This window comes from Acinetobacter sp. Marseille-Q1623 (genome assembly GCF_902809895.1).
GTDB classification, from domain to species: domain Bacteria; phylum Pseudomonadota; class Gammaproteobacteria; order Pseudomonadales; family Moraxellaceae; genus Acinetobacter; species Acinetobacter piscicola_A.
The window spans coordinates 51679-75695 of record NZ_CADDWG010000003.1 but is presented as its reverse complement, the minus strand read 5'-3'; the positions used below and the strand labels follow the sequence as shown (position 1 = coordinate 75695).

Here is a 24017-nt window from a genome sequence, read left to right as displayed (position 1 = left end):
CATGATCAAAGTCTTGCCTACATTATCTGTGACAGATAATGCTCAGATACCGGCTTTTTTATTTGTGTAAATAAAAAATGCGTAATGACGATATTCTGACATCTGGTCTCTATATAAAATTTATAATCCTATAGAGATCATTTGGAGAGGCTACTCCCCTTGTTCAATGAATTTGGAATAAGTATCAAACGTGGATACTTAATGTGATTAATATTGCATAATTTTTAAACTGACGCAATTTCTTTTTACACATTTCCTCAGAATAATTGCAGTTAAAAATCTTTACGAGTCACTAAAATGCAGGCCAATATTGTGCCGAGCAGTGCTAAGACACCTCCGACTAAGCCAATCTGATTTAAACCATAATGCGCTGTGACGAACCCACCTAGTAAAGCACCGCCACCGATGCCGACATTATAAAGTCCTGAATAGATTGCCATTGCGACATCTGTGGCATCCGAGGCTAGATTTAGGGTTTTGGCTTGTTGTGCGAGGCTAAAACAAATAATCGCCATTCCCCAGAATAAACTCACCACACTAAAATACATAAAGTCAGTTGCAAGTGGAATCAGCAATAGCATTGAAATGGCAAGTACAGCACTACTCAATGGGATCGGGAGTTTTGGATATTTTTTAGCAAATTTTCCAAATAAATAAGAGCCTAAAAAGCCAGCAGCACCATAGATCAGCAATAAGGTTGTCGTTTGTGATGAACTGAAATGTGCAATATTTAGGGCAAAAGGCTCAATATAACTATATGCAGTAAATTGAGCCGTAATCACAATAATGGTGAGTGCGAACACCATCATTAAGGCTGGACGTTGATAGAATACTTTTAAACTGCTTAATGAGCCTGAATTGACACTCGGAAGTTTGGGTAAAGTTTTGGCTAAAATTAAACAAACAATCGCAGCCCCAATGGCAATCAGTGCAAAAGTATTACGCCATCCGTATGTTTCACCAATGATGCGCCCAAATGGGATGCCTAAGACCATGGCCAAAGCCGTGCCTGTGGCAAGTAAACCCAAGGCTTGAAATGCTTTGCCCTGAGGGGCAACACGCACAGCAAGAGAAGCCGTAATTGACCAAAATAAAGCATGGGCAAAAGCAATCCCAATGCGACTGAGCAATAAAACTTCAAAATTCCATGCAAAATAAGACAAAGTATGACTGAGAATAAAGACTAAAAATAATGCGATGAGTAAAAATCTACGTTCAAAATTTTTAGTCAATAACATGATGGGGAGGGAAATCGGTGCAACTACCCATGCATAAATGGTAATCATGATGCCTACATCGGTGGCAGGCATAGCAAAGCTTTGACCAATATCACTGAGCAAAGCAACAGGAATAAATTCTGTGGTATTAAAAATAAATGCAGCAAAAGCAAGGCTAATGACACTGATCCATTGTTGTGTTTGATTTGGTGTGGATGCTGATCTTGGGTTTTGGGGAGTAGAGGCTGACATTGTCAATCGTTTAAATGATCCGTGCTAAATTTTAGGCTGATTTGGCGGGCTTGTTAAGTGAAATAAAGTTTAGAAATATGTAGAAAGAAGATCATTAGTTGGTCGTGATCATTTTTTCATAGTGCCCTTCTTTGATCTGTGAGTAGAATGCGATAAACCTGAGTCTAACAGCATTTTACGCTATATTTTAAGTTGAAGATTTTGTGATTATTGACTTTAAGTGCTGTGCTGATGATTTTAAATTTATAAAAAAACTTAACAGAAAATATTGAATATTTATGGCATGTTGAAAAATACTGATTTTATCAAGAGGTAGAAAAATGTTAGAAATCAAGCATAAAAATGATGCTAAAAAAGGCGAATTTTATATTGGCGAGGAAGGTCATCGTTTGGCTGAAATGACCTATACATGGGCAGGTGAGGATAAATTGATTATTGACCATACCACAGTTGAAGATGAATTGCGTGGTGAAGGTGTAGGACGTAAATTGTTAAATAATTTAGTTGAATTTGCACGTGAAAAAAACATAGCAGTGATACCGCTTTGTCCTTTTGCAAAGTCAGTCTTTGATAAAGATGAATCTATTCGTGATGTGTTATTTTCATCGTAAGGATCTTGTTTAATCAAATTTTCTTTTTGCATGAACTTTGTTAAATTTATATTGATAAATTATTGATGAGATAAAAATATGCAATTCCAACATATTGATGATGCAAATCAAGGTGAATTTTTTTTAGAAAATGAGCAAGGTCAACGCATCGCTGAGATCAGTTATGTGTGGAGTGGTGAAGATAAGATCATCGCTAATCATACTTGGGTAGATGACTCTCTACGTGGGCAAGGTATGGCACGTCAGTTATTGGATACCTTGGTTGATTTTGCACGTAAAAAGCAGTTAAAAATTGTGCCGACTTGCTCCTATGTGGATGTTATGTTTAGACGTGATAAAAGCTTTGCTGATGTGATGCTATAAAAGAAATGTATTGCAGGAATATAAGCCTCAATGGGGATGAAGCTTATATTTACTTTGGACAGAATGATTGAGATTAAATTGAAAAATCGTGAGTGCTAAACCATAACAACTCATAAATACAGCCCACATCAGATAACCATGTAAAGCAATAAAGAGTATGGATAGGCAAAAAACTAGTATTAATTTAAATATCCAAGTGTTAAGTAGATAATGGCTACATATACCTAAAATAAATGACATGATGGCAATATTGATAAACTCGTTCAACCCAAGTTTATGTAAGAATAGTACAAGACCAATGTAAAAAATTTGTAGGATCGTGAGCAATAATAAATTTTTAATCATTTTATTCTCGAATAAAAAAACTTAACAATTAGGTTCACTCAGGGAAAAATCGGTTTACTTCTCCTATTTCTTATTATCGCTTAGTGGTCAGAGAAAATTGAGTGATCAGAACAGATGAATTTTGTGAGAAAAAAATTACAAATGATTAAAAAATGAGCAATAATAAAATTAACCATGATAAAGAAGAAAAGTTATGATTCGCTTATGCTATGCCAGTGTTCGAGTAGAAAGTGACAATGATTTGCTGCTTGATTTAAGTGATATTTTATCCAGAGCGCGAGGATTTAATGCCCAACAAGGTATTGTCGGGGTACTGTATTATGCTGAGGGTTCATTTTTTCAATGTCTCGAAGGTGAAAGAGAACACGTTTTTGCATTATTTGAGTCGATCCAACGCGATATTCGACATACTGATATTCATCTATTTCATATTTGCTCTATTACTGAATTGAGTTTTAAACAATGGTCGATGAAATATGTAAATCCTAATACTAAAATTTCAAATTACTTTAAAAATATTGGCTTAAGCCATTTTAAGCCTAATTTATTAACAGTCGAACAGATGGATGGCTTTCTCAAAATTTTATTACAGACTGCAAATGTAGAAAAACCTACAAAACATCATATTGGTTATCAAAATCGAGGTTATCAAAATTATTTTTAAGCGCCATGTTTTCACTACATAAAAAAACCCGCTTTTGCGGGTTTTTTTAAATTAATGGTTTTATAACAGCTTATTTAGCTTTTAATGCCGTAATCAATTTTTGATGTAAACCACCAAAACCACCGTTGGACATAATCACCACCGCATCTCCCTCACCTGCTTCAGCAACTATAGTGTTGATGATGTCATCCAAAGTACGAGCAACCACAGCTTTATTCGGTGCGGCATCAATGACAGGTTGTAAATCCCAGTCTAGACCTTCAGGTTGATACCAAATGACTTCATCAGCCAAACGTGCAGAATGCGCCAAACCATCTTTGTGCGAACCCATACGCATGGTATTTGAACGTGGTTCAATGATTGCCCAAAGTTTACGTTCACCTAAGCGCTTACGTGCACCTTCAAGTGTGGTATCAATCGCCGTTGGGTGGTGTGCAAAGTCATCATAAACTTCAATACCATTCACTGTGTCAAGCAGTTCCATACGGCGTTTTACACCGCCAAAGTTAGATAAAGCTTCACATGCAGTTTCAATTGAAACACCGACATGTTCAGCAGCTGCAATCGTCGCCAAAGCATTGGCGACACTGTGTTGCCCTGTCATGTTCCATTTCACTTCACCTTTGACAACGCCGTGTTGTAAGACTTTGAAATGTGAACCATCCGCAGACAATTGTTCTGCATAGACTTCAGTAGAGTCATTTGCATCTAAAGAAGTACGAACCACAGGTGTCCAACAGCCCATTTCCAAGACTTCATCAATATTGCTTTCAGTGATCGGCGCAATGATACGACCTTCACTTGGAATGGTACGAACTAAGTGATGGAATTGTTTTTGAATTGCGGCTAAGTCATCAAAAATATCCGCATGGTCAAATTCAAGGTTATTTAAAATGGCTGTCTTGGGATGGTAATGCACGAACTTAGAACGTTTATCGAAGAATGCAGAATCGTATTCATCGGCTTCAACACAGAAGTATTTTCCACCGCCTAAACGTGCGCTTTCACTAAAACCTAAAGGAACACCACCAATTAAAAAGCCTGGATTTAAACCTGCCTGATCAAGTACCCAAGCCAACATGGTTGTGGTTGTGGTTTTACCATGTGTGCCTGCAACACCCAGTACGTGCTTGCCTTGTAATACGTGATCTGCAAGGAATTGTGGACCTGAGATATAGGGTAGACCTTCGTTGAGCATATATTCCACAGCATCGATACCGCGTTTCATGGCATTGCCCACAATGACAAGGTCAGGATGGGGTTGTAAATGACTGCGGTCATAGCCTTGCATCAAGGTGATGCCTGCATTTTCAAGTTGGGTTGACATGGGTGGATAGACGTTTGCGTCTGAACCTGTCACCTTATGTCCCAAGTCACGTGCTAACAGTGCCAATGAACCCATAAAAGTGCCACAAATACCCAAAATATGCAGATGCATTCGTTCTTACTCCACTGCTTTTATAGACACATCACTTTGTTGTTGTGGTGTTGTCATTATAAATTTAACTTAAAAGGTTGATTCGATTTGAAAGCAACGATAGCAAGGGTTTAAGGGAAAAGATAGTTTTTCTTGTTGTGTTTTAATGATCTATTCTCCCTCATCCCAACCTAGAAAGTACCCGATTGAATTTGGTCGCCAAAAAACAATATTTGCACTGAGTGCCGTTAAGTGTTCTTTATATCCTACAATGCCTGTCAGTTCTAACTCATCAGTGGTATTTAATGGGTGGATAAAGTTTAGAATCAATTCAGCAGTATGAAAAAGGCGAAAAAAATCTCCTTGAATAAGAATAGTTTTGCGATCTTTTTCCCAATTTATTTTATGAGATTCAATTTCATCTAAACCTGTCGTTTGAATAAATTCTAATTTTTGTTTAGTTTGATATAAGGCATCTAGATATGAATAAATTTCGCTAAATGAATATTCTATTTTTTCTATATTTATATCAAATTGATAAAATGCTATAGGTTTAATAACGATTTGATCAATAAAAGAATTTTTATGATTTAAATGAAGCGTAATGGTTTGTTGTTTAAATAATGCAAGATATAAGTAAAATGCAAATAACATGTAATTGTATGGCGATGCTGCTACATCTAGTGCATCTATTTTTCTCCAGTCAACATACATTTGCTCTTTAGAGCGGATGGCAAATTCATCCAGTTCGAATGAATTGGAGGTATTTTGAAAGTGATCATGATGAAAGTAAATTGATTGTGCATATTCAGTATTTCCTTCAATTAAACTTTTCTTGAATAAGGCTTGAATTTCTGAATATTGAGGAGTTTCGTGTGAAAAATCTAATTGAGAATTTATAAGATCAAGATCTATACCCATACGTCTATTTCCAATAAAAATTTATAAATAATAGCTTTCTTTTTTGTTGATATTTTTGTGTAATTTAGCATCATTATACTGTGTTTAAAATAACATGCTGCTTCCCTTTTTACTCCTCATCCTTGCCAACTGTTTTATGACGCTTGCATGGTACGGGCATTTAAAATTTTTACCGCACGATGCACCGCTTTGGCAGGCGATTTTATTCAGTTGGGTGATTGCCCTGTTTGAATATAGTCTAATGATTCCTGCAACTAAACTTTTAGCACAACAAGGTTGGGCTATTGGGCAAATGAAAATAACACAGGAAGTTGTGACTCTACTGGTTTTTGTTCCTTTTATGATTTTCCTATTTAAACAACCCTTTAAACTTGATTATGTATGGGCAGGTTTATGCTTATTGGGCTGTGTATATTTTGTGTTTAGAAGTCAATAAACCAAAGTATTTAAATAATTTTCATATTCTCCAAAAAAATAATGAAAATATCGCCCTACTACGTCCGTTAAATTTTCTTGAGATGAAAAATCAGTCTATAATATGGGGCTCTTATTAAAGCTTGGCTCTCTCGTCGAGATTTATCTCTACTTTTTTAATCTCTGGAAAATTTGCAATGAATGCGGCCGCAGCACAAGACGCTCAACCTCTAGTTGGAATTATCATGGGTTCTCAGTCAGATTGGGCAACCTTAGAAAACACTGCCAATATGCTTAAACAGCTTGGTGTTCCTTTTGAAGCGGAAGTTGTTTCTGCACACCGTACACCAGATCGTTTGTTTGAATATGCTGAAACTGCACGTGAACGTGGTATTCAAGTGATTATTGCAGGTGCAGGTGGCGCAGCACATTTACCGGGCATGTGTGCGGCAAAAACTGATCTTCCTGTATTGGGCGTACCCGTAAAATCTTCGATCTTAAATGGTGTGGATTCATTACTTTCAATTGTACAAATGCCTGCGGGAATTGCGGTAGGTACATTGGCAATTGGTCCTGCAGGTGCAACCAATGCAGCCATTATGGCAGCACAAATTTTAGGTTTAACACGTCCTGAAATCGCAAAAAATGTTGCAGAATTCCGTGCTGCGCAAACTGAAAAAGTGGCGAGCAAAAATATTCCAGGTCAAATCTAAAGCCAAGCTGAACATAGGACATAGATTATGAATAAAACCATTGGGATTTTTGGTGGCGGTCAATTGGGTCGTATGATGGCGCAAGCTGCCTTACCGCTCAATATTCAATGTACTTTCTTTGAAGCCAATACAGACTGTCCTTCTGCAGCATTAGGCCCAGTATTTTCAACCAAGGCTGCAAATAGTCTACAAGACTTCATTGCCAGTGCAGATGTATTTAGTCTTGAGTTTGAAAATACGCCGTTGATTGATGTTGATGTATTGACCAAGCAAAAAGATTTACACCCACCACGTCAAGCTTTAGCGATTGCACAACATCGCTTATCTGAAAAAGCTTTATTTGATGAGCTTGCGATTCCTGTTGCACCCTATAAAGCAGTAACTTCATTGGAAAGCTTGCAATCGGCAGTGGCAGAACTTGGCTTACCCATTGTGCTGAAAACCTCTCGTGGTGGTTACGATGGCAAAGGTCAGTTCGTCTTGCGCTCAGCAGATCAAATTGATCAAGCATGGGCAGAATTAGGTCCAGCAGGTGAACTCATTGCAGAAAGTTTTGTGACTTTCTCTCGTGAAGTTTCAATTATTGCCGTACGTGGTATAGATGGTGATGTGAAAACTTGGCCTTTGGCTGAAAATCATCATCACAATGGTATTTTGTCACATTCGATTGTACCTGCACCGAATAGCACAGATTTACAACCTGTGGCACAAGACTACATCACTCGCCTGCTTAATCATTTGAACTATGTTGGTGTGCTGACCCTTGAGTTGTTTGTGACTGAAAAAGGCTTATATGCCAATGAGATGGCACCACGTGTGCATAACTCAGGACATTGGTCGATTGAAGGAGCAGTATGCTCTCAGTTTGAAAATCACATTCGTGCAGTGGCAGGTTTACCGCTTGGTTCAACTGAAGTGGTTCGTCCAACGGTGATGATCAATATCATTGGGCAATATCCAAAATCTGAAGAAGTTTTAGCGTTAAATGGTGCTCATTTACACCTTTACAATAAAACAGAGCGTGAAGGTCGTAAGATTGGTCATATTACATTGATGCCAAATGACAGCGCTGAATTGACGACTTTATGCCGTCAATTGGCGAAAATTTTACCAAACCCTTTGGCACTTAGCGAAGATATGAGCATTTAAATCTAAATTTGCATGTAAAAAAAGCGATCAAACCTTTGGTCGCTTTTTTATTTTTTTTATTTCAGTATGATGTCGACCTTTCATTTTCATCATCTCAGCATTGAGCATGTATGAACATTAATCTCCTCTAATTATGCTAATTCATGATTTAAATTCAAACTTTTATTTTTGAATTTAAATTGACCCTATTGCAATGTTTGAATTTAAATTCTGAGAAATGAATTCAAAAATTTTGAATTTAAAAAGGTAAAGTTTAAATTCAATCTAAATTGCTTTTTAAATTTAAAAAATCCGCTTTTGAATTTAAATAAAAATGAATAAAATTAAATGCTTTAGATCTTATTTTTGCAAGATTTAAAATCGAAAGGTTTGTGGATAACTTTGATAATAGTTTGAATTTAAAACTTTGAGATAGTTTTAAATTCAAACATTAAAGAATGTTTAGTCTGTGGATAGTTTTTTTAAATTCAAAAGTGAATTATGAATTTAAAAAGTAGAAAATGAATTTAAAATTTACGTTTTGTTTCTGTCATTTTATCCACAGAATGGTATGTTAATTACATAATTTTAATGAACAAAGATTTTGTGGATTATATGCGTAGCTTATCTTTTTTATGTGGTACTGCTCTTTTAGCCATGACACAGGCAAATGCTGAATTGGTGATTAATGGTCAAACATCATCCGTTAGTGCAACTTCTGTGATTGCCAATACAACTTCAGATTATTCCCCCCAACGTGATTTTCAAGGTTGTTTAGCCAATTTACGTTCACGTGCGATTGCTTCAGGCGTGAGTGGTTCAACCTATGACCGTTATACGCAGAATTTAACACCTGATTATTCAGTGATTGCGAAGTTGAATTATCAACCTGAATTTTCTACCCCGATTTGGGATTATCTTTCGGGTTTGGTGGATGAGGAACGTGTAGAAAAAGGTCGTCAAATGTTAGCGCAGCACCGCGATATTCTAAATCGTGTGGCTGCGGCATATGGTGTGCCTGCTGAAACGGTTGTTGCTGTATGGGGTGTAGAAAGTAATTTTGGTGATATTTCAGGTAAATATCCGTTATTACAAGCTTTGGGCACTTTGAGTTGTGAGGGGCGTCGTCAAGATTATTTCCGAGGTGAATTTTTTGCCACTATGCGTATTTTACAGCGCGGTGATCTACGTGAAGAACAATTAAAAGGCTCGTGGGCAGGGGCATTTGGTCATACTCAATTTATGCCATCTACTTATGAAGAATTAGCCGTTGATTTTGATGGAGATGGTCGTCGTGACTTAGTTTCAAGTACTGCTGATGCCTTAGCATCTACTGCAAATTTCTTGAAAAAACGTGGTTGGCAAACAGGTATGCCATGGGGCTTTGAAGTCAGAATTCCCGATGGTGCTTCGGTTGGTGGTGAAAGTCGACGTAATAAAAAGTCGTTAAGTTCTTGGCAAAGTCGTGGTTTTACCCGTGTAGATGGTACACCGATTATTCAAGGTAATTTATCAGGTGCGTCATCAGCAGGTTTGATGATGCCTGCAGGTGCGAATGGTCCGGCATTTTTAGTATTTAAAAACTTTGATGCGATTTATGGTTATAACGCAGCAGAAAGTTATGCTTTGGCGATTGCTCATTTATCTGATCGTTTACAAGGTAAGGGAGCTTTCCAAACAGCTTGGCCAACAGATGATGCGGGAACATCTCGTGCGGAACGTCGTGAAATTCAAAATTATTTGTTGAAAAAAGGCTATGATATTGGTGATGCAGATGGTTTGATTGGCGATAAAACCCGTCAAGCCATTCAACAAGAACAAAATAAATTGGGTTTAAAGCCAACAGGTCGTGCAGGGCAGCAGATTTTAAAAGCATTTCGTAATGAGGCGGCAAAAAGTATGATGCAGTAAAATGTATTGATCACTTAAATTTTAAAAAAGGTCTGCAATGGCAGACCTTTTTATATGATGTAGTGAGGTATAAAGATTTATTCAATATCTATTTGATCAATTTTCACAGCTTCTAATAAATCTAAAATCACAGCCGTAACATCTTGCGTATGATCACGATCATTGAAAATTTCATAAGCGGTGATGGTTACATCTGTATCGCTTGGTAATTGTTTTTGTTCTTCTTCAATTAAATGTTGGATCGGGAGCAAAGTTTGTTTAATTTCAATATGTAAAATATCAGCGAATTCGATATTTTCATCTTCGAGTTCGATTTGTTGTTCATTGAAATAAGGCAATAAAATAGCATGGAGATAAGGTTGAAGTTCAGTAATATCAAAAATTTCAATATCACGTGTTTGTTCAATCGTGCTGATATGATCATTTACTTCAAGAATAATATGATAATAACTCACAGGAATCTCCTTTAAATATCTATGATCACCATAGCATGATTTTCAGAAAATAAAATTAATACTTATTTATAATATGGGTTTTAAATAAGCATAAAATCATGTTTAGCGTGAGTTTAGCATGGCTAAATCTGCAGCGGTTAATCTAAAGTTTTGCAAATCTTGTTCTTTCATCATAGGGTACATCAGTGCTTTTGGGTCGGTATTATGTAAAAGTCCGAGTGCATGACCAAGTTCATGTGCAATCGTTACACGCAGATCTGCATCAGATTGAAATTCATAAATATTAATACTTTCACCATTAAACACACCTTTATCAAATTGGCGCGGTTGAAAACGAGCATTAAATTGATCGACTGAATGATTGAATTGTTGGGTATTTGAGTTTAAGGCATCCACGAGTTGATTGAGTTGATTTACTTTTTGATTATGTAGTGCCAGTTTTTGACTGAGATTAATACGTTCAGTATCTAGTTGATTTTTTAATTGTTCTAATTGTGCTTGCGTTGATGGATGCAAGGATTGATGTAATTGATTAATACTTTGCACAAACTGATTATATTGGGAAACTTTGCTTTCATAATTTACTTTATAGATGTTTATTTCACGATTAGACTGATCTAATTCGGCACGTAATTTTTCAATATTTGATCTTTCATTATTTTGATATTGTTGTGTATTTTCTAAAATGTTTAATTCTTGTTGGCGTGCTGTGGACTCTGCTTGGCGTTCATCATAAATTAAATTAATGGCTAATTTGGCGTGAGGGTCATAAACAAATAGTCTTTTCATTGTACCTTGATGCCAAATATCTGCACCTTGTTGTGCTAAAAGTGCTAAATGTTCACGACTCATATGAAAACGTGGGTCAATTTCACCAATGCGATAACGTAAGCGAGTATCTAGCGGGTGAGAAATGCGGTCAATCGTAGAATTGTGGTTTAGGTGCGGGTGTAAATAACGCTGTATAGAAAAATAAGCAGTAAAAATAATCGTGAAAACAATCAACCAAAAGCGCATTTTTTATATTTGAAAGTTGCAATATTGCTAATTTAACTTAAATTCAAAAATGCGCAAGTGAACTTTAAGTGTGCGCTATGCTGAAATCTTAAGAAATTAATTTTTTTCTTCAAATAAAGGCTGATACAATGCTGGAATTGCTAAGATTGTTAGCAAAATGCCTGCAGCTACAAAAGCCAAGTCATTGAAAATAGCGGCAAAACTGCTCATATAAATCCAGTGCATATAAGGCAAAAAGTAGATGAGAAAGGCTGGGAAAAATGTATATAAATAAGCTTTTCGAGCCCAATTTTTTCGTAAAAATAAGCCAATGCTAATGATGGAAATTAGAATCGTTGCGCCTGTGATGATAAAGAGTTCAAGGCTTTGTGGTTCGATATATAAGGTTTTGTCGAGTAATGCAAGTTCAGGTTGTGGACTGAGTATATCGACCAATGCTGCAATGATTGGCAGAATGAATTGGGCTGCAATCAAGCTATAAAATATAGGTAAAGAAATAGCAGGGGATTTTTGCATTCTTGTCATTCTCATTTTATAAACGTGATCAATATAGAGTAAATTGAAGTATAAAAAAACCGCTCAATTTCTTGAGCGGTTTTTTATTTAAAGCGACAAATTACTTTTTGTCATCTTTCACTTCAGTGAACTCAGCATCAACTACGCCATCATCCGCTTTTTGCTGTTGTTGACCAGCATCACCGCCAAATTGGTTCGGGTCGAAACCTTGAGCTCCGCCTTGACCTTGAGCCGCTTCATACGCACGTTGCGTAATTGGCATAATGATGTTTTGTAAAGCTTCAGTTTTTGCTTTGATCGCATCAACGTCATTTTCTTTTGCAGCAACTTCAAGCTCAGACACAGCAGCATCGATTGCAGATTTTTCATCAGCAGTCACTTGCTCGCCTAAATCTTTTACTGCTTTTTGAGCAGAAGATACAAGTGCATCAGCTTCGTTACGTGCTTTTGCTAACTCTTCAAATTTACGGTCTTCTTCAGCATTTGCTTCAGCATCTTTGATCATCGCTTCAATTTCAGCATCGCTCAAACCTGAGTTTGCTTTAATTTGAATTGATTGCTCTTTACCTGTGCTCTTATCTTTCGCAGATACTTTTAAGATACCATCAGCGTTGATGTCGAACGATACTTCAATTTGTGGCACACCACGTGGAGCAGGGGGAATGTCACCTAATTGGAAGTTACCCAACAACTTGTTTTGTTGAGCCATTTTACGTTCACCTTGGTAAACTGAAATGTCTACAGCTGGTTGGTTGTCCGCAGCAGTTGAGAACACTTGAGATTTCTTCGCAGGAATCGTTGTGTTTTTCTCAATGATTGGTGTTAATACACCACCCATTGTTTCAATACCAAGTGTCAACGGTGTTACGTCAAGTAAAAGTACGTCAGTTTTGTCACCTGAAAGTACGGCACCTTGGATCGCAGCACCAATCGCCACTGCTTCATCTGGGTTCACGTCTTTACGTGGCTCTTTACCGAAGAACTCTTGTACTTTTTGTTGTACAAGTGGCATACGTGACTGACCACCCACCAAGATTACGTCAGAGATGTCAGAAGTCGAAAGACCTGCATCTTTAAGCGCAACTTTACATGGCTCAATGGTACGAGCAACCAAGTCAGCAACCAAACCTTCAAGTTTTGCACGTGTAACATTGATCACTAAGTGTTTAGGACCAGTTGCATCAGCTGTGATGTATGGAAGGTTAATTTCAGTTGAGTTCGATGAAGAAAGCTCAATTTTTGCTTTTTCAGCTGCTTCTTTTAAACGTTGAAGTGCAAGCGGATCTTGTTTTAAGTTGAAGTTTTGTTCTTTTTTGAACTCTTCAACTAAATAGTCGATCAATGCATTATCAAAGTCTTCACCACCAAGGAATGTATCACCATTTGTAGACAATACTTCGATTTGTTGGTCGCCATCTAAGTCAGCAATTTCAATGATAGATACGTCGAATGTACCACCACCTAGGTCATATACAGCAACTTTACGGTCACCTTCTTTTTTGTCCATACCGAACGCAAGTGCCGCAGCAGTTGGTTCGTTGATGATACGTTTAACATCTAAACCTGCAATTTTACCTGCATCTTTTGTTGCTTGACGTTGCGCATCATTGAAGTATGCAGGAACAGTAATCACTGCTTCTGTTACTGTTTCACCTAAATAGTCTTCAGCAGTTTTTTTCATTTTTTTCAAAATTTCTGCTGAAACTTGTTGTGGTGCAAGTTTTTTGTCGTTTACTTCAACCCAAGCATCGCCATTGTCCGCTTTCACGATTTTAAATGGTGCAATGCCGATGTCTTTTTGTACTGCTTGGTCTTGATATTTACGACCGATCAAACGTTTGATTGCATACAATGTATTTTTAGGGTTAGTCACTGCTTGACGTTTAGCAGATTGACCCACTAAAGTTTCGCCATCTTTATAAGCAACGATAGAAGGAGTTGTACGTGCGCCTTCAGCATTTTCGATTACTTTAACTTTATCACCCTCAAGTACTGCAACACATGAGTTTGTTGTACCTAAGTCAATACCAATAATTTTAGCCATTCATTTATTCCTCTAAATTCTTTTGAATCCTTTCGTTTTCCCTTTTATTCATTAGGGAATACAAAAGGCATTTTCTTGTAATCCGATATGAGAGCCATTCAAAATTTTTCAAGTTATTTTTTAGAAAATATTTTAAAAAACTCTCAAATATTTTGACCTTATTGACCGACCATAACCATTGCAGGGCGGAGCAAGCGACCATTTAGGGTGTAGCCCTTTTGTAAAACGTTGCCAATTTCATTGGCTTTAGCATTTGGATCAATACCTACTGCTTGATGTAAGTCTGCGTTAAAGCCATTTGCTGTATCTGCTTCTACAACACCAAATTTCTCCAGTGTAGTAAGTAATGATTTCAGGGTAAGTTTCACGCCTTCAAGTACTGCATTGTCTTCACCTGCGGCTTGGATCGCGCGCTCAAGGTTATCAACAGAATCCAATAACTCTTTAGCAAATTTTTCGAGTACCGTGTCTTTATGTTTTTCAGACTCTCGTTGAATACGCTCTACACTTTTTTGTGCTTCATACACAGCATTGGCAGTACGTGCTTTTTCAAGTTTTAAATCACCTTCAAGCTGTGCAATTTTTTCTTGTAAATCTTCAACTGAAACTTCAGCTTGCTCGGTTTCAGCTTGAGTTTGCTGTTCTGCTTGCTCTTGTTGAAGATCTTGAGCGTCTTGGTTTTGCTCAGTCGCCATAGATTTACTCCGTTTAAATGGGTTCTTAAACATGTACAGTCCTTTTTGGCATCAGGGTTCACTGTGTTTAAGCTGAACTGCCATGAGTGTTTAATTTGTTAATACTCAAAATGTGTGGGCATCGCCAAAAAATTCAAGTTATTGCGGTGATTATTTACTGTTATTTCGTATATTTCTAAGATTTACTTACAATTTGATATTTTTTGTAGGGAATTTACAGAGAAATTCGCAAAAATTTACCCCTCATCAGCATTTTGTTGGTACGAATCATTTTGTTTGCTGCTTAATATTTATACATAAAACCAATAATGTGATTAAAATAAAATCTTTCTTATTTTGGATTGAAAGCGCTATTCTTTTCGCTGTAGTTAATCCTGTGTAATTTAGAAATACTTTTTCAATGCGTATCCGACCCTCTTGGATACGCTTTTTTTTGGCTAAAATATCGATTTTACAATGTAAGGTAAATAGAGCTTTATATTGCGATATTTAACTGAGGTTGTGCGGATATCTGTTAAATTTAAAGCAAAATTTTATCTATTTTTACTCTAAAAACAGTAGATTATTTAGACTAATTTTAATGAAAATAGACCGATTTAAACATTAATAAAATATCTACAACATTTTACCTGATGTGCTTAAAAGTCTAACTAAGAACACACGCAATGCAAATAAATATCAGGAATCATAGGCAACACAAAGAATTTGAATCTTTGTGTTGTTTATAGAGTCTAGAAAGGAAGTATTTTTAAATGAAAAAGTTAGGTTTAATTTCACTTGTATTGGCAGGCGTATCTTTGGCTGCCGTTGGATGTACTTCAACAGAATCGAGCACTGCACCAGAAACCGCAGCAACACAACAAGCACCAGTAGATAGCTCTGCACAAGCTGCAAGCGTGGAGACATCATCACAAACAGGTGTTGCGGTGCAATCTGACCCAACATTACAACAAGCTGCACCTGTGCAAGTGAATCCAGAAGCCGATGTGGTTGAGCAGCCTGCTGCACAATAACCGTTAAATTTAGGTGAAATAGATAGACAGTAGTTAGGATGCCTTACTGTCTATTTTTTAATGACTTGTTTTTTTAAGTATTGAGATTTAAAGATATTTAAGCTTGAATTAAAAAAACCTGCGTGAATACAGGTTTTGATTGATTTATGATGTATAGAGGTGATTAGTCACGATCATGCTCTCTGCGCTGATCACGTTTTTTATCATCTCGACGTTGGTTTTGTTGTTCCCATTTTCGTTTATTGTTGTCAAAGTTTGGTTTCTGCTGCTGACGCTGCTCCCAAGTCTGTCTTTGGATTTGTTGTAAGCGTTGCTGTTCACGTTCTCTACGTTGACGATCTAAATGTTGTTGTCTTTCGCGTTGTTGCCAGTCGCGTTGATGTTGTCGATCACGGTCAACTTGTTGTTGGCGACGTTGTTGTTCTAAGCGAGCTTGCTGTAAACGATAAGCGCGTTCTCTTTCCCAACGGTCACGATCATGATCGCGGTCATAGCGGCGGTCGCGATCATAACCGCCATAATTTCCACCGTAATAACCACCTTGACGATAAGAGCCATCATCAGGAAAAGCCACACAACCGACAGTCAATACAGCAGTTGTTATTGATACAATAATTGTTTTCATCATCTTGACTGCCTCCAAAATAAATTAACCGAATAGCATAAAAAAACTGATTTAAAGCAAAAATGCTAATGACAAGCACTATGTAGTCAGATTAGCGTATCTGAGTTTTATATTTGTATATGGATTGCGAGACTTATATACAAATATAGTCAGCTAAAGGCTGATCGTGTAGAAAATATGAAGAATCAAGTAAACAGAAGGACGAGCTATGGTCGCTTTGAACAATAACATCCAAGAATTAATAGAAAAGGCACAAGGTCCTGCGGCGCGTTCTTTGGATCGTTTACCTAAGTTTGTGCAAGAATCATTAACAAAATTATTGGGCTATCCCTATCAGTACCCACAATTAGACAGTTTCACTAAATGTATGATGGCTGCCCAATTAAAACAGGGTAAGGCTGGATTTATTGGTGCAAATGTTGAATCTTCACGTAAACAATTTGAAATGCAAATGCAATCGATTGTGAACAGACCTACATCTGTGCAATTTGTTGAAGACATTCGTCTACCTTTGCAAAGTGGCAGTATCTATGCACGCCATTACCATCCTGCACCAAGCAAAAAACTACCTATCGTGGTGTTTTATCATGGTGGTGGTTTTGTGGTGGGAAGTGTGGACACGCATGATGAAGTCTGTCGACTCATTGCCATGCATGCCAAAGTACAAGTACTGAGTATTGAATATCCACTTGCACCAGAGGTTGGACCTTATGATTTAATTCAATCCTGTGAAGATGCGTTGGCTTGGGTCTATCAGAACCGTCATCAATTCAAAATATTTAAAAATCGTATAGCGATTGCAGGCGATAGTGCAGGTGGAAATATTTGTGCAGTCCTGTCACAACGAACAGTAAATAAAGCTTATGCACCTGAAGCACAGTTTTTGATTTATCCAGCGGTCGATTTTAAGAGCCGTCATCCATCATTCTTTGCCTATAAGGATGGTTTGGTTTTAACTAGCTCAGACATTGACTATGTGACTGAATACTATGCGACAAAATACAATGTACCACTTGATGCAACCATAATTTCACCAACCTATGGCACATTTAAGAAATTACCACCCGCTTTCATTGTTACAGCAGGGCATGATGTATTGCATGACGAAGGTAAAATTTACGCTTATAAGCTACGTCAAAACAATGTCAAAGTTCATTATCATGATTACGAAGATCAAACGCATGGTTTTATCAACTTGACTCCAATTTCACGAAAAGCAAAAAGAAACGTGATTGAAATGAGTAGAGAGTTCAGAAAATTTTGGGACAAAAATAAATAATCATGAGATCTAGAGAAATACTTTTGTTTTATGTGAAATGAAAGCATTTCTAAAACCCGAGTTCAGCTTTACATTCAGCTTCTTTAAATCCAATGGTAAATAAAAGCATTATTGATAAAGACTGCATGCTAGTTCATCGTAGTCTATAAGAACTGAAATTTAAGCCAAGGAATAAAGCATGAAAAAACTGAGTCTATCGTTGTTACTTTTAGTGGCTTCGAGTTCAATATTTGCCAACACACATATGCAAATTAAAACCAATCAGGGTGATATAGAAATTGAACTATATGACCAGCAAGCACCCATCTCAGTAAAAAACTTCAAAAACTATGTAAATAGTCAATTTTATAATGGCACCATTTTTCATCGCGTGATTCCGGGGTTTATGATCCAAGGCGGTGGTTTCGATAGCAATATGCAAGAAAAACCAACGCAAGCAGCAATTAAAAATGAAGCAAGCAATGGTTTGAAAAATTCACGTGGTAGTTTGGCAATGGCAAGAACCAATGATCCAAATTCAGCCACCAGTCAATTTTTTATTAATGTCGCAAATAATGACTTTTTGAATAAAGCTTCAGGAAATCCTGGTTATGCTGTATTTGGTAAAGTGATTCAAGGCATGAATATTGTTGACAAGATTGTCAATGTGCCTACACAAAATTTAGGACCATACCAAAACGTACCTGTACAAGCTGTGAAAATCATCAGTATTCAAACGAAAATAAATACTGCGAAAAAATAATAAAAAATAAAGCAGAAATATTATATTCATATTTCTGCTTTATAATTAAAAACTTATACTTGAAATTGAATAAATATGCATCATATTGGTGCGTAAAAAAAAGACACTCAATAAAACAAATGCTTAAAAGTACTTGCAAGCATTTTAAAATTCCCTATACTGTGCTCATCCCGACGCGATACAGCAAACAAACTTAGCTTACAGGGTTAAGTTGTTGAGTTTTTATTGCGTCTTATTTATCACTGACGAGGTGGTAAATAATTCATTAAGAGATTATGAAGAACAACTTGTGTGGATTTTTACTGATTGATTGATCGAAATTATTTTCATTGATTGATGGTAGAAATTACTCGAAGTTTATTTGAGAAATTAATGTCAGAAAATTGATGAGCCAAGATTTGTACCCTTATAGGTACTATTGATTTTAAACTGAAGAGTTTGATCATGGCTCAGATTGAACGCTGGCGGCAGGCTTAACACATGCAAGTCGAGCGGGGAAAGGTAGCTTGCTACTGGACCTAGCGGCGGACGGGTGAGTAATACTTAGGAATCTGCCTATTAGTGGGGGACAACGTTTCGAAAGGGACGCTAATACCGCATACGCCCTACGGGGGAAAGCAGGGGATCTTCGGACCTTGCGCTAATAGATGAGCCTAAGTCGGATTAGCTAGTTGGTGGGGTAAAGGCCTACCAAGGCGACGATCTGTAGCGGGTCTGAGAGGATGATCCGCCACACTGGGACTGAGACACGGCCCAGACTCCTACGGGAGGCAGCAGTGGGGAATATTGGACAATGGGGGGAACCCTGATCCAGCCATGCCGCGTGTGTGAAGAAGGCCTTATGGTTGTAAAGCACTTTAAGCGAGGAGGAGGCTACTTTGGTTAATACCTAAAGATAGTGGACGTTACTCGCAGAATAAGCACCGGCTAACTCTGTGCCAGCAGCCGCGGTAATACAGAGGGTGCGAGCGTTAATCGGATTTACTGGGCGTAAAGCGTACGTAGGCGGCTTTTTAAGTCGGATGTGAAATCCCTGAGCTTAACTTAGGAATTGCATTCGATACTGGGAAGCTAGAGTATGGGAGAGGATGGTAGAATTCCAGGTGTAGCGGTGAAATGCGTAGAGATCTGGAGGAATACCGATGGCGAAGGCAGCCATCTGGCCTAATACTGACGCTGAGGTACGAAAGCATGGGGAGCAAACAGGATTAGATACCCTGGTAGTCCATGCCGTAAACGATGTCTACTAGCCGTTGGGGCCTTTGAGGCTTTAGTGGCGCAGCTAACGCGATAAGTAGACCGCCTGGGGAGTACGGTCGCAAGACTAAAACTCAAATGAATTGACGGGGGCCCGCACAAGCGGTGGAGCATGTGGTTTAATTCGATGCAACGCGAAGAACCTTACCTGGTCTTGACATAGTAAGAACTTTCCAGAGATGGATTGGTGCCTTCGGGAACTTACATACAGGTGCTGCATGGCTGTCGTCAGCTCGTGTCGTGAGATGTTGGGTTAAGTCCCGCAACGAGCGCAACCCTTTTCCTTATTTGCCAGCACTTCGGGTGGGAACTTTAAGGATACTGCCAGTGACAAACTGGAGGAAGGCGGGGACGACGTCAAGTCATCATGGCCCTTACGACCAGGGCTACACACGTGCTACAATGGTCGGTACAAAGGGTTGCTACCTAGCGATAGGATGCTAATCTCAAAAAGCCGATCGTAGTCCGGATTGGAGTCTGCAACTCGACTCCATGAAGTCGGAATCGCTAGTAATCGCGGATCAGAATGCCGCGGTGAATACGTTCCCGGGCCTTGTACACACCGCCCGTCACACCATGGGAGTTTGTTGCACCAGAAGTAGGTAGTCTAACCGCAAGGAGGACGCTTACCACGGTGTGGCCGACGACTGGGGTGAAGTCGTAACAAGGTAGCCGTAGGGGAACCTGCGGCTGGATCACCTCCTTAACGAAAGATTGACGATCGGTAAGAATCCACAACAAGTTGTTCTTCATTGAAGTATCTGAGGGTCTGTAGCTCAGTTGGTTAGAGCACACGCTTGATAAGCGTGGGGTCACAAGTTCAAGTCTTGTCAGACCCACCATTCTGACGAACACATTATTTAATTGAAAAATTAAATATTGAGTACAGGGAATTAGATATTTTAGATCTTAAGCTGGGGACTTAGCTTAGTTGGTAGAGCGCCTGCTTTGCACGCAGGAGGTCAGGAGTTCGACTCTCCTAGTCTCCACCACATTCTTACAGAATGTTAACTAGCTAATAAACAAGCAAATAAAATGATAGCTTATAGAGCTTAGTGATAAAGAAGCGTATAATACGCTGCATTGTTATTAAGCTCTGTGATTTATCACAGTTGACTGCGATCTGACGAAGACGTAGTGAATCATTAACAGAATATATTTGAGTTGAAATAAATTGTTCATACTCGTTTCAAGTAGGCAACTACAAGAAATGAGTTACTAGCGATAAAACTGAATCAAGCGTTTTGGTATATGAATTTAGATTGAAGCTGTACAGTGCTTAAGTGCACAAGACGCCAACTGTATGATTGACTGAGTAATTAGTTGATCTGTTGCTCATCCTACTTGTAGGGATGAACGACTGTTTGGGGTTGTATAGTCAAGTAATTAAGTGCATGTGGTGGATGCCTTGGCAGTCAGAGGCGATGAAAGACGTAATAGCCTGCGATAAGCTTCGGGGAGGCGGCAAATATCCTGTGATCCGGAGATTTCTGAATGGGGAAACCCACTTACCATAAGGTAGGTATCGTATGATGAATACATAGTCATACGAGGCGAACGAGGGGAAGTGAAACATCTCAGTACCCTTAGGAAAAGAAATCAATTGAGATTCCCTCAGTAGCGGCGAGCGAACGGGGATCAGCCCATTAAGTTATATGTGTTTTAGCGGAACGCTCTGGGAAGTGCGACCGTAGAGGGTGATAGTCCCGTACACGAAAGGGCACATATAATGATGACGAGTAGGGCGAGGCACGTGAAACCTTGTCTGAATATGGGGGGACCATCCTCCAAGGCTAAATACTCCTGACTGACCGATAGTGAACCAGTACCGTGAGGGAAAGGCGAAAAGAACCCCTGTGAGGGGAGTGAAATAGATCCTGAAACCGCATGCATACAAGCAGTGGGAGCCGACTTGTTCGGTGACTGCGTACCTTTTGTATAATGGGTCAGCGACTTATATTCAGTAGCAAGGTTAACCGTATAGGGGAGCCGTAGAGAAATCGAGTCTTAATAGGGCGTATAGTTGCTGGGTATAGACCCGAAACCGGGTGATCTATCCATGAGCAGGTTGAAGGTTGGGTAACACTAACTGGAGGACCGAACCCACTGTCGTTGAAAAGCCAGGGGATGACTTGTGGATAGGGGTGAAAGGCTAATCAAACTCGGTGATAGCTGGTTCTCCCCGAAAGCTATTTAGGTAGCGCCTCGGACGAATACCATTGGGGGTAGAGCACTGTTTCGGCTAGGGGGTCATCCCGACTTACCAAACCGATGCAAACTCCGAATACCAATGAGTACTATCCGGGAGACAGACTGCGGGTGCTAACGTCCGTAGTCAAGAGGAAAACAATCCAGACCGCCAGCTAAGGTCCCAAAATCTATATTAAGTGGGAAACGATGTGGGAAGGCATAGACAGCTAGGAGGTTGGCTTAGAAGCAGCCACCCTTTAAAGAAAGCGTAATAGCTCACTAGTCGAGTCGGCCTGCGCGGAAGATGTAACGGGGCTAAAATATAGTACCGAAGCTGCGGATGTATACTATGTATACGTGGTAGGGGAGCGTTCTGTAAGCCGATGAAGGTGGATTGAGAAGTCTGCTGGAGGTATCAGAAGTGCGAATGCTGACGTGAGTAACGACAAAACGGGTGAAAAACCCGTTCGCTGAAAGACCAAGGGTTCCAGTCCAACGTTAATCGGGGCTGGGTGAGTCGACCCCTAAGGCGAGGCCGAGAGGCGTAGTCGATGGGAAATTGGTTAATATTCCAATACTTCTGTGTAATGCGATGAGAGGACGGAGAAGGTTAAGTCAGCCTGGCGTTGGTTGTCCAGGTGAAAGGTTGTAGGCATGTATCTTAGGCAAATCCGGGGTACTCTATGCTGAGAACTGATAGCAAGCTGTACTTGTACAGTAAAGTGGCTGATACCATACTTCCAAGAAAAGTCTCTAAGCTTCAGTTACACAGGAATCGTACCCGAAACCGACACAGGTGGTCAGGTCGAGTAGACCAAAGCGCTTGAGAGAACTCTGCTGAAGGAACTAGGCAAAATGGTACCGTAACTTCGGGAGAAGGTACGCTGCTTTTGGTGATGGAACTTGCTTCCTGAGCTGAGAGCAGCCACAGAAACTAGGCCCCTGCAACTGTTTATTAAAAACATAGCACTCTGCAAACACGAAAGTGGACGTATAGGGTGTGATGCCTGCCCGGTGCTGGAAGGTTAATTGATGGGGTTAGCGTAAGCGAAGCTCTTGATCGAAGCCCCAGTAAACGGCGGCCGTAACTATAACGGTCCTAAGGTAGCGAAATTCCTTGTCGGGTAAGTTCCGACCTGCACGAATGGCATAATGATGGGGGCGCTGTCTCCAGCAGAGGCTCAGTGAAATCGAAATCGCCGTGAAGATGCGGTGTACCCGCGGCTAGACGGAAAGACCCCGTGAACCTTTACTGCAGCTTGACATTGAACTTTGATCTTACTTGTGTAGGATAGGTGGGAGGCTTTGAAACCGAGACGCTAGTTTCGGTGGAGCCAATCTTGAAATACCACCCTGGTAATATTGAGGTTCTAACTCTGCTCCATTATCTGGAGCGAGGACCATGTCTGGTGGGTAGTTTGACTGGGGCGGTCTCCTCCTAAAGAGTAACGGAGGAGTACGAAGGTGCGCTCAGCGTGGTCGGAAATCACGCGTAGAGTATAAAGGCAAAAGCGCGCTTAACTGCGAGACCCACAAGTCGAGCAGGTACGAAAGTAGGTCTTAGTGATCCGGTGGTTCTGTATGGAAGGGCCATCGCTCAACGGATAAAAGGTACTCTGGGGATAACAGGCTGATACCGCCCAAGAGTTCATATCGACGGCGGTGTTTGGCACCTCGATGTCGGCTCATCTCATCCTGGGGCTGAAGCAGGTCCCAAGGGTATGGCTGTTCGCCATTTAAAGAGGTACGCGAGCTGGGTTTAGAACGTCGTGAGACAGTTCGGTCCCTATCTACCGTGGGCGCTGGAAATTTGAGAGGATCTGCTCCTAGTACGAGAGGACCAGAGTGGACGAACCTCTGGTGTACCGGTTGTGACGCCAGTCGCATCGCCGGGTAGCTATGTTCGGAAGGGATAACCGCTGAAAGCATCTAAGCGGGAAGCCTACCTCAAGATAAGATTTCCCTAGGACTTTATGTCCTCTAAAGAGCCGTTGAAGACTACGACGTTGATAGGTTGGATGTGGAAGTGCAGCGATGCATGAAGCTGACCAATACTAATTGCTCGTGAGGCTTGACTATACAACACCCAAACAGTTGTATGTTTCAATGAATTCAAAGCAAAATGCTTGATTTAGTTCAAAAGCTAGTTACAATAGCAACTCAAATTATCCTGTTAATAACTCTATTTGGAAAAAACCTTAGCATACACGTAAGACTAAGCAAGTATC

19 protein-coding genes, 2 tRNA genes and 2 rRNA genes are annotated in these 24017 nt (G+C 39.4%); 14 read left to right on the top strand and 9 right to left on the bottom strand.

The features are described 5' to 3' along the window. Positions 1 to 272: 272 nt before the first annotated feature. Positions 273 to 1469, bottom strand: coding sequence for a sugar transporter (locus tag HUV91_RS15905; RefSeq protein WP_174494054.1), 1197 nt, complete (start codon positions 1467 to 1469; stop codon positions 273 to 275). 320 nt (positions 1470 to 1789) lie between these two features. Here HUV91_RS15905 and HUV91_RS15900 point away from each other — a divergent pair, with 320 nt between their 5' ends. The 3 genes from HUV91_RS15900 to HUV91_RS15890 all read left to right on the top strand — a co-directional run bounded on the left by HUV91_RS15900 (position 1790) and on the right by HUV91_RS15890 (position 3452). Next, positions 1790 to 2080, top strand: coding sequence for a GNAT family N-acetyltransferase (locus HUV91_RS15900; protein WP_174494053.1), 291 nt, complete (start codon positions 1790 to 1792; stop codon positions 2078 to 2080). Positions 2081 to 2158: 78 nt separating this feature from the next. Further along, positions 2159 to 2443 (top strand): GNAT family N-acetyltransferase, encoded by a 285-nt coding sequence (locus tag HUV91_RS15895; protein ID WP_174494052.1) that lies wholly within the window; start codon positions 2159 to 2161, stop codon positions 2441 to 2443. Between the two features lie 538 nt (positions 2444 to 2981). After that, positions 2982 to 3452 (top strand): BLUF domain-containing protein, encoded by a 471-nt coding sequence (locus HUV91_RS15890; RefSeq protein ID WP_174494051.1) that lies wholly within the window; start codon positions 2982 to 2984, stop codon positions 3450 to 3452. Between the two features lie 70 nt (positions 3453 to 3522). Here HUV91_RS15890 and mpl read toward each other — a convergent pair whose 3' ends face one another. Continuing rightward, positions 3523 to 4890 (bottom strand): UDP-N-acetylmuramate:L-alanyl-gamma-D-glutamyl-meso-diaminopimelate ligase, encoded by a 1368-nt coding sequence (gene mpl, locus HUV91_RS15885; RefSeq protein ID WP_174494050.1) that lies wholly within the window; start codon positions 4888 to 4890, stop codon positions 3523 to 3525. Positions 4891 to 5040: 150 nt separating this feature from the next. Beyond that, positions 5041 to 5790 carry a hypothetical protein gene (locus HUV91_RS15880; protein WP_174494049.1) on the bottom strand — a complete coding sequence of 250 codons (750 nt, stop codon included), beginning with the start codon at positions 5788 to 5790 and terminating at the stop codon, positions 5041 to 5043. Between the two features lie 94 nt (positions 5791 to 5884). On the opposite strand from HUV91_RS15880, the gene HUV91_RS15875 reads away from it, so the two are divergent. The 4 genes from HUV91_RS15875 to HUV91_RS15860 all read left to right on the top strand — a co-directional run bounded on the left by HUV91_RS15875 (position 5885) and on the right by HUV91_RS15860 (position 9956). After that, positions 5885 to 6226: a DMT family protein gene (locus tag HUV91_RS15875; protein ID WP_174494048.1), complete on the top strand. Its 342-nt coding sequence runs from the start codon at positions 5885 to 5887 to the stop codon at positions 6224 to 6226. Positions 6227 to 6401: 175 nt separating this feature from the next. Further along, positions 6402 to 6917 (top strand): 5-(carboxyamino)imidazole ribonucleotide mutase, encoded by a 516-nt coding sequence (gene purE, locus HUV91_RS15870; RefSeq protein WP_130075148.1) that lies wholly within the window; start codon positions 6402 to 6404, stop codon positions 6915 to 6917. A 27-nt stretch (positions 6918 to 6944) separates the two neighbouring features. Continuing rightward, on the top strand, positions 6945 to 8066 hold the full coding sequence (locus HUV91_RS15865; RefSeq protein ID WP_174494047.1) for a 5-(carboxyamino)imidazole ribonucleotide synthase: 1122 nt from the start codon (positions 6945 to 6947) through the stop codon (positions 8064 to 8066). A gap of 594 nt (positions 8067 to 8660) precedes the next feature. After that, on the top strand, positions 8661 to 9956 hold the full coding sequence (locus tag HUV91_RS15860; protein WP_174494046.1) for a lytic murein transglycosylase: 1296 nt from the start codon (positions 8661 to 8663) through the stop codon (positions 9954 to 9956). Positions 9957 to 10033: 77 nt separating this feature from the next. Here the strand turns inward: HUV91_RS15860 and HUV91_RS15855 are convergent, their stop codons facing one another. The 5 genes from HUV91_RS15855 to grpE all read right to left on the bottom strand — a co-directional run bounded on the left by HUV91_RS15855 (position 10034) and on the right by grpE (position 14683). After that, entirely contained in the window at positions 10034 to 10411 is a 378-nt protein-coding gene (locus HUV91_RS15855) for a hypothetical protein (RefSeq protein WP_130075151.1), read from the bottom strand. A gap of 102 nt (positions 10412 to 10513) precedes the next feature. Then, entirely contained in the window at positions 10514 to 11428 is a 915-nt protein-coding gene (locus HUV91_RS15850) for a matrixin family metalloprotease (RefSeq protein ID WP_174494045.1), read from the bottom strand. Between the two features lie 96 nt (positions 11429 to 11524). Next, positions 11525 to 11944 carry a hypothetical protein gene (locus tag HUV91_RS15845; protein WP_130075153.1) on the bottom strand — a complete coding sequence of 140 codons (420 nt, stop codon included), beginning with the start codon at positions 11942 to 11944 and terminating at the stop codon, positions 11525 to 11527. Positions 11945 to 12044: 100 nt separating this feature from the next. After that, positions 12045 to 13988 carry a molecular chaperone DnaK gene (gene dnaK / locus HUV91_RS15840; RefSeq protein WP_174494044.1) on the bottom strand — a complete coding sequence of 648 codons (1944 nt, stop codon included), beginning with the start codon at positions 13986 to 13988 and terminating at the stop codon, positions 12045 to 12047. A gap of 158 nt (positions 13989 to 14146) precedes the next feature. Beyond that, positions 14147 to 14683, bottom strand: a complete 537-nt coding sequence (gene grpE / locus HUV91_RS15835; protein ID WP_130075161.1) for a nucleotide exchange factor GrpE — start codon at positions 14681 to 14683, stop codon at positions 14147 to 14149. 752 nt (positions 14684 to 15435) lie between these two features. Here grpE and HUV91_RS15830 point away from each other — a divergent pair. Further along, positions 15436 to 15696 carry a hypothetical protein gene (locus HUV91_RS15830; protein WP_130075155.1) on the top strand — a complete coding sequence of 87 codons (261 nt, stop codon included), beginning with the start codon at positions 15436 to 15438 and terminating at the stop codon, positions 15694 to 15696. 163 nt (positions 15697 to 15859) lie between these two features. On the opposite strand, the gene HUV91_RS15825 is transcribed toward HUV91_RS15830, so the two are convergent. Continuing rightward, entirely contained in the window at positions 15860 to 16324 is a 465-nt protein-coding gene (locus HUV91_RS15825; protein WP_174494043.1) for a hypothetical protein, read from the bottom strand. A 205-nt stretch (positions 16325 to 16529) separates the two neighbouring features. Between HUV91_RS15825 and HUV91_RS15820 the strand changes: the two genes are divergently transcribed. From HUV91_RS15820 to HUV91_RS15795, 6 genes are all read left to right on the top strand, one after another. Beyond that, a complete protein-coding gene (locus HUV91_RS15820; protein WP_174494042.1) occupies positions 16530 to 17600 on the top strand; it encodes an alpha/beta hydrolase in 1071 nt (356 codons plus the stop codon). A 178-nt stretch (positions 17601 to 17778) separates the two neighbouring features. Continuing rightward, entirely contained in the window at positions 17779 to 18342 is a 564-nt protein-coding gene (locus HUV91_RS15815; RefSeq protein WP_174494041.1) for a peptidylprolyl isomerase, read from the top strand. 426 nt (positions 18343 to 18768) lie between these two features. Further along, positions 18769 to 20305: ribosomal RNA gene (locus tag HUV91_RS15810) — 16S ribosomal RNA — on the top strand. Between the two features lie 59 nt (positions 20306 to 20364). Next, positions 20365 to 20441, top strand: a tRNA-Ile gene (locus HUV91_RS15805). 74 nt (positions 20442 to 20515) lie between these two features. Beyond that, a tRNA-Ala gene (locus HUV91_RS15800) sits at positions 20516 to 20591 on the top strand. A 384-nt stretch (positions 20592 to 20975) separates the two neighbouring features. Then, positions 20976 to 23868 (top strand): 23S ribosomal RNA (locus HUV91_RS15795). The 16S and 23S rRNA genes sit together here with 2 tRNA genes alongside, the layout of an rRNA operon. The last annotated feature ends 149 nt before the right edge of the window (positions 23869 to 24017 follow it).

Coding starts and splice junctions, on each gene's coding strand:
- HUV91_RS15900 (WP_174494053.1), top strand. CDS start 1,790: ATGTTAGAAATCAAGCATAAAAATGATGCTAAAAAAGGCGAATTTTAT.
- mpl (WP_174494050.1), bottom strand. CDS start 4,890: ATGCATCTGCATATTTTGGGTATTTGTGGCACTTTTATGGGTTCATTG.
- HUV91_RS15815 (WP_174494041.1), top strand. CDS start 17,779: ATGAAAAAACTGAGTCTATCGTTGTTACTTTTAGTGGCTTCGAGTTCA.
- HUV91_RS15880 (WP_174494049.1), bottom strand. CDS start 5,790: ATGGGTATAGATCTTGATCTTATAAATTCTCAATTAGATTTTTCACAC.
- grpE (WP_130075161.1), bottom strand. CDS start 14,683: ATGGCGACTGAGCAAAACCAAGACGCTCAAGATCTTCAACAAGAGCAA.
- HUV91_RS15895 (WP_174494052.1), top strand. CDS start 2,159: ATGCAATTCCAACATATTGATGATGCAAATCAAGGTGAATTTTTTTTA.
- HUV91_RS15905 (WP_174494054.1), bottom strand. CDS start 1,469: ATGTCAGCCTCTACTCCCCAAAACCCAAGATCAGCATCCACACCAAAT.
- purE (WP_130075148.1), top strand. CDS start 6,402: ATGAATGCGGCCGCAGCACAAGACGCTCAACCTCTAGTTGGAATTATC.
- HUV91_RS15825 (WP_174494043.1), bottom strand. CDS start 16,324: ATGATGAAAACAATTATTGTATCAATAACAACTGCTGTATTGACTGTC.
- HUV91_RS15890 (WP_174494051.1), top strand. CDS start 2,982: ATGATTCGCTTATGCTATGCCAGTGTTCGAGTAGAAAGTGACAATGAT.
- HUV91_RS15860 (WP_174494046.1), top strand. CDS start 8,661: ATGCGTAGCTTATCTTTTTTATGTGGTACTGCTCTTTTAGCCATGACA.
- HUV91_RS15845 (WP_130075153.1), bottom strand. CDS start 11,944: ATGCAAAAATCCCCTGCTATTTCTTTACCTATATTTTATAGCTTGATT.
- HUV91_RS15830 (WP_130075155.1), top strand. CDS start 15,436: ATGAAAAAGTTAGGTTTAATTTCACTTGTATTGGCAGGCGTATCTTTG.
- HUV91_RS15820 (WP_174494042.1), top strand. CDS start 16,530: ATGGTCGCTTTGAACAATAACATCCAAGAATTAATAGAAAAGGCACAA.
- dnaK (WP_174494044.1), bottom strand. CDS start 13,988: ATGGCTAAAATTATTGGTATTGACTTAGGTACAACAAACTCATGTGTT.
- HUV91_RS15850 (WP_174494045.1), bottom strand. CDS start 11,428: ATGCGCTTTTGGTTGATTGTTTTCACGATTATTTTTACTGCTTATTTT.
- HUV91_RS15865 (WP_174494047.1), top strand. CDS start 6,945: ATGAATAAAACCATTGGGATTTTTGGTGGCGGTCAATTGGGTCGTATG.
- HUV91_RS15875 (WP_174494048.1), top strand. CDS start 5,885: ATGCTGCTTCCCTTTTTACTCCTCATCCTTGCCAACTGTTTTATGACG.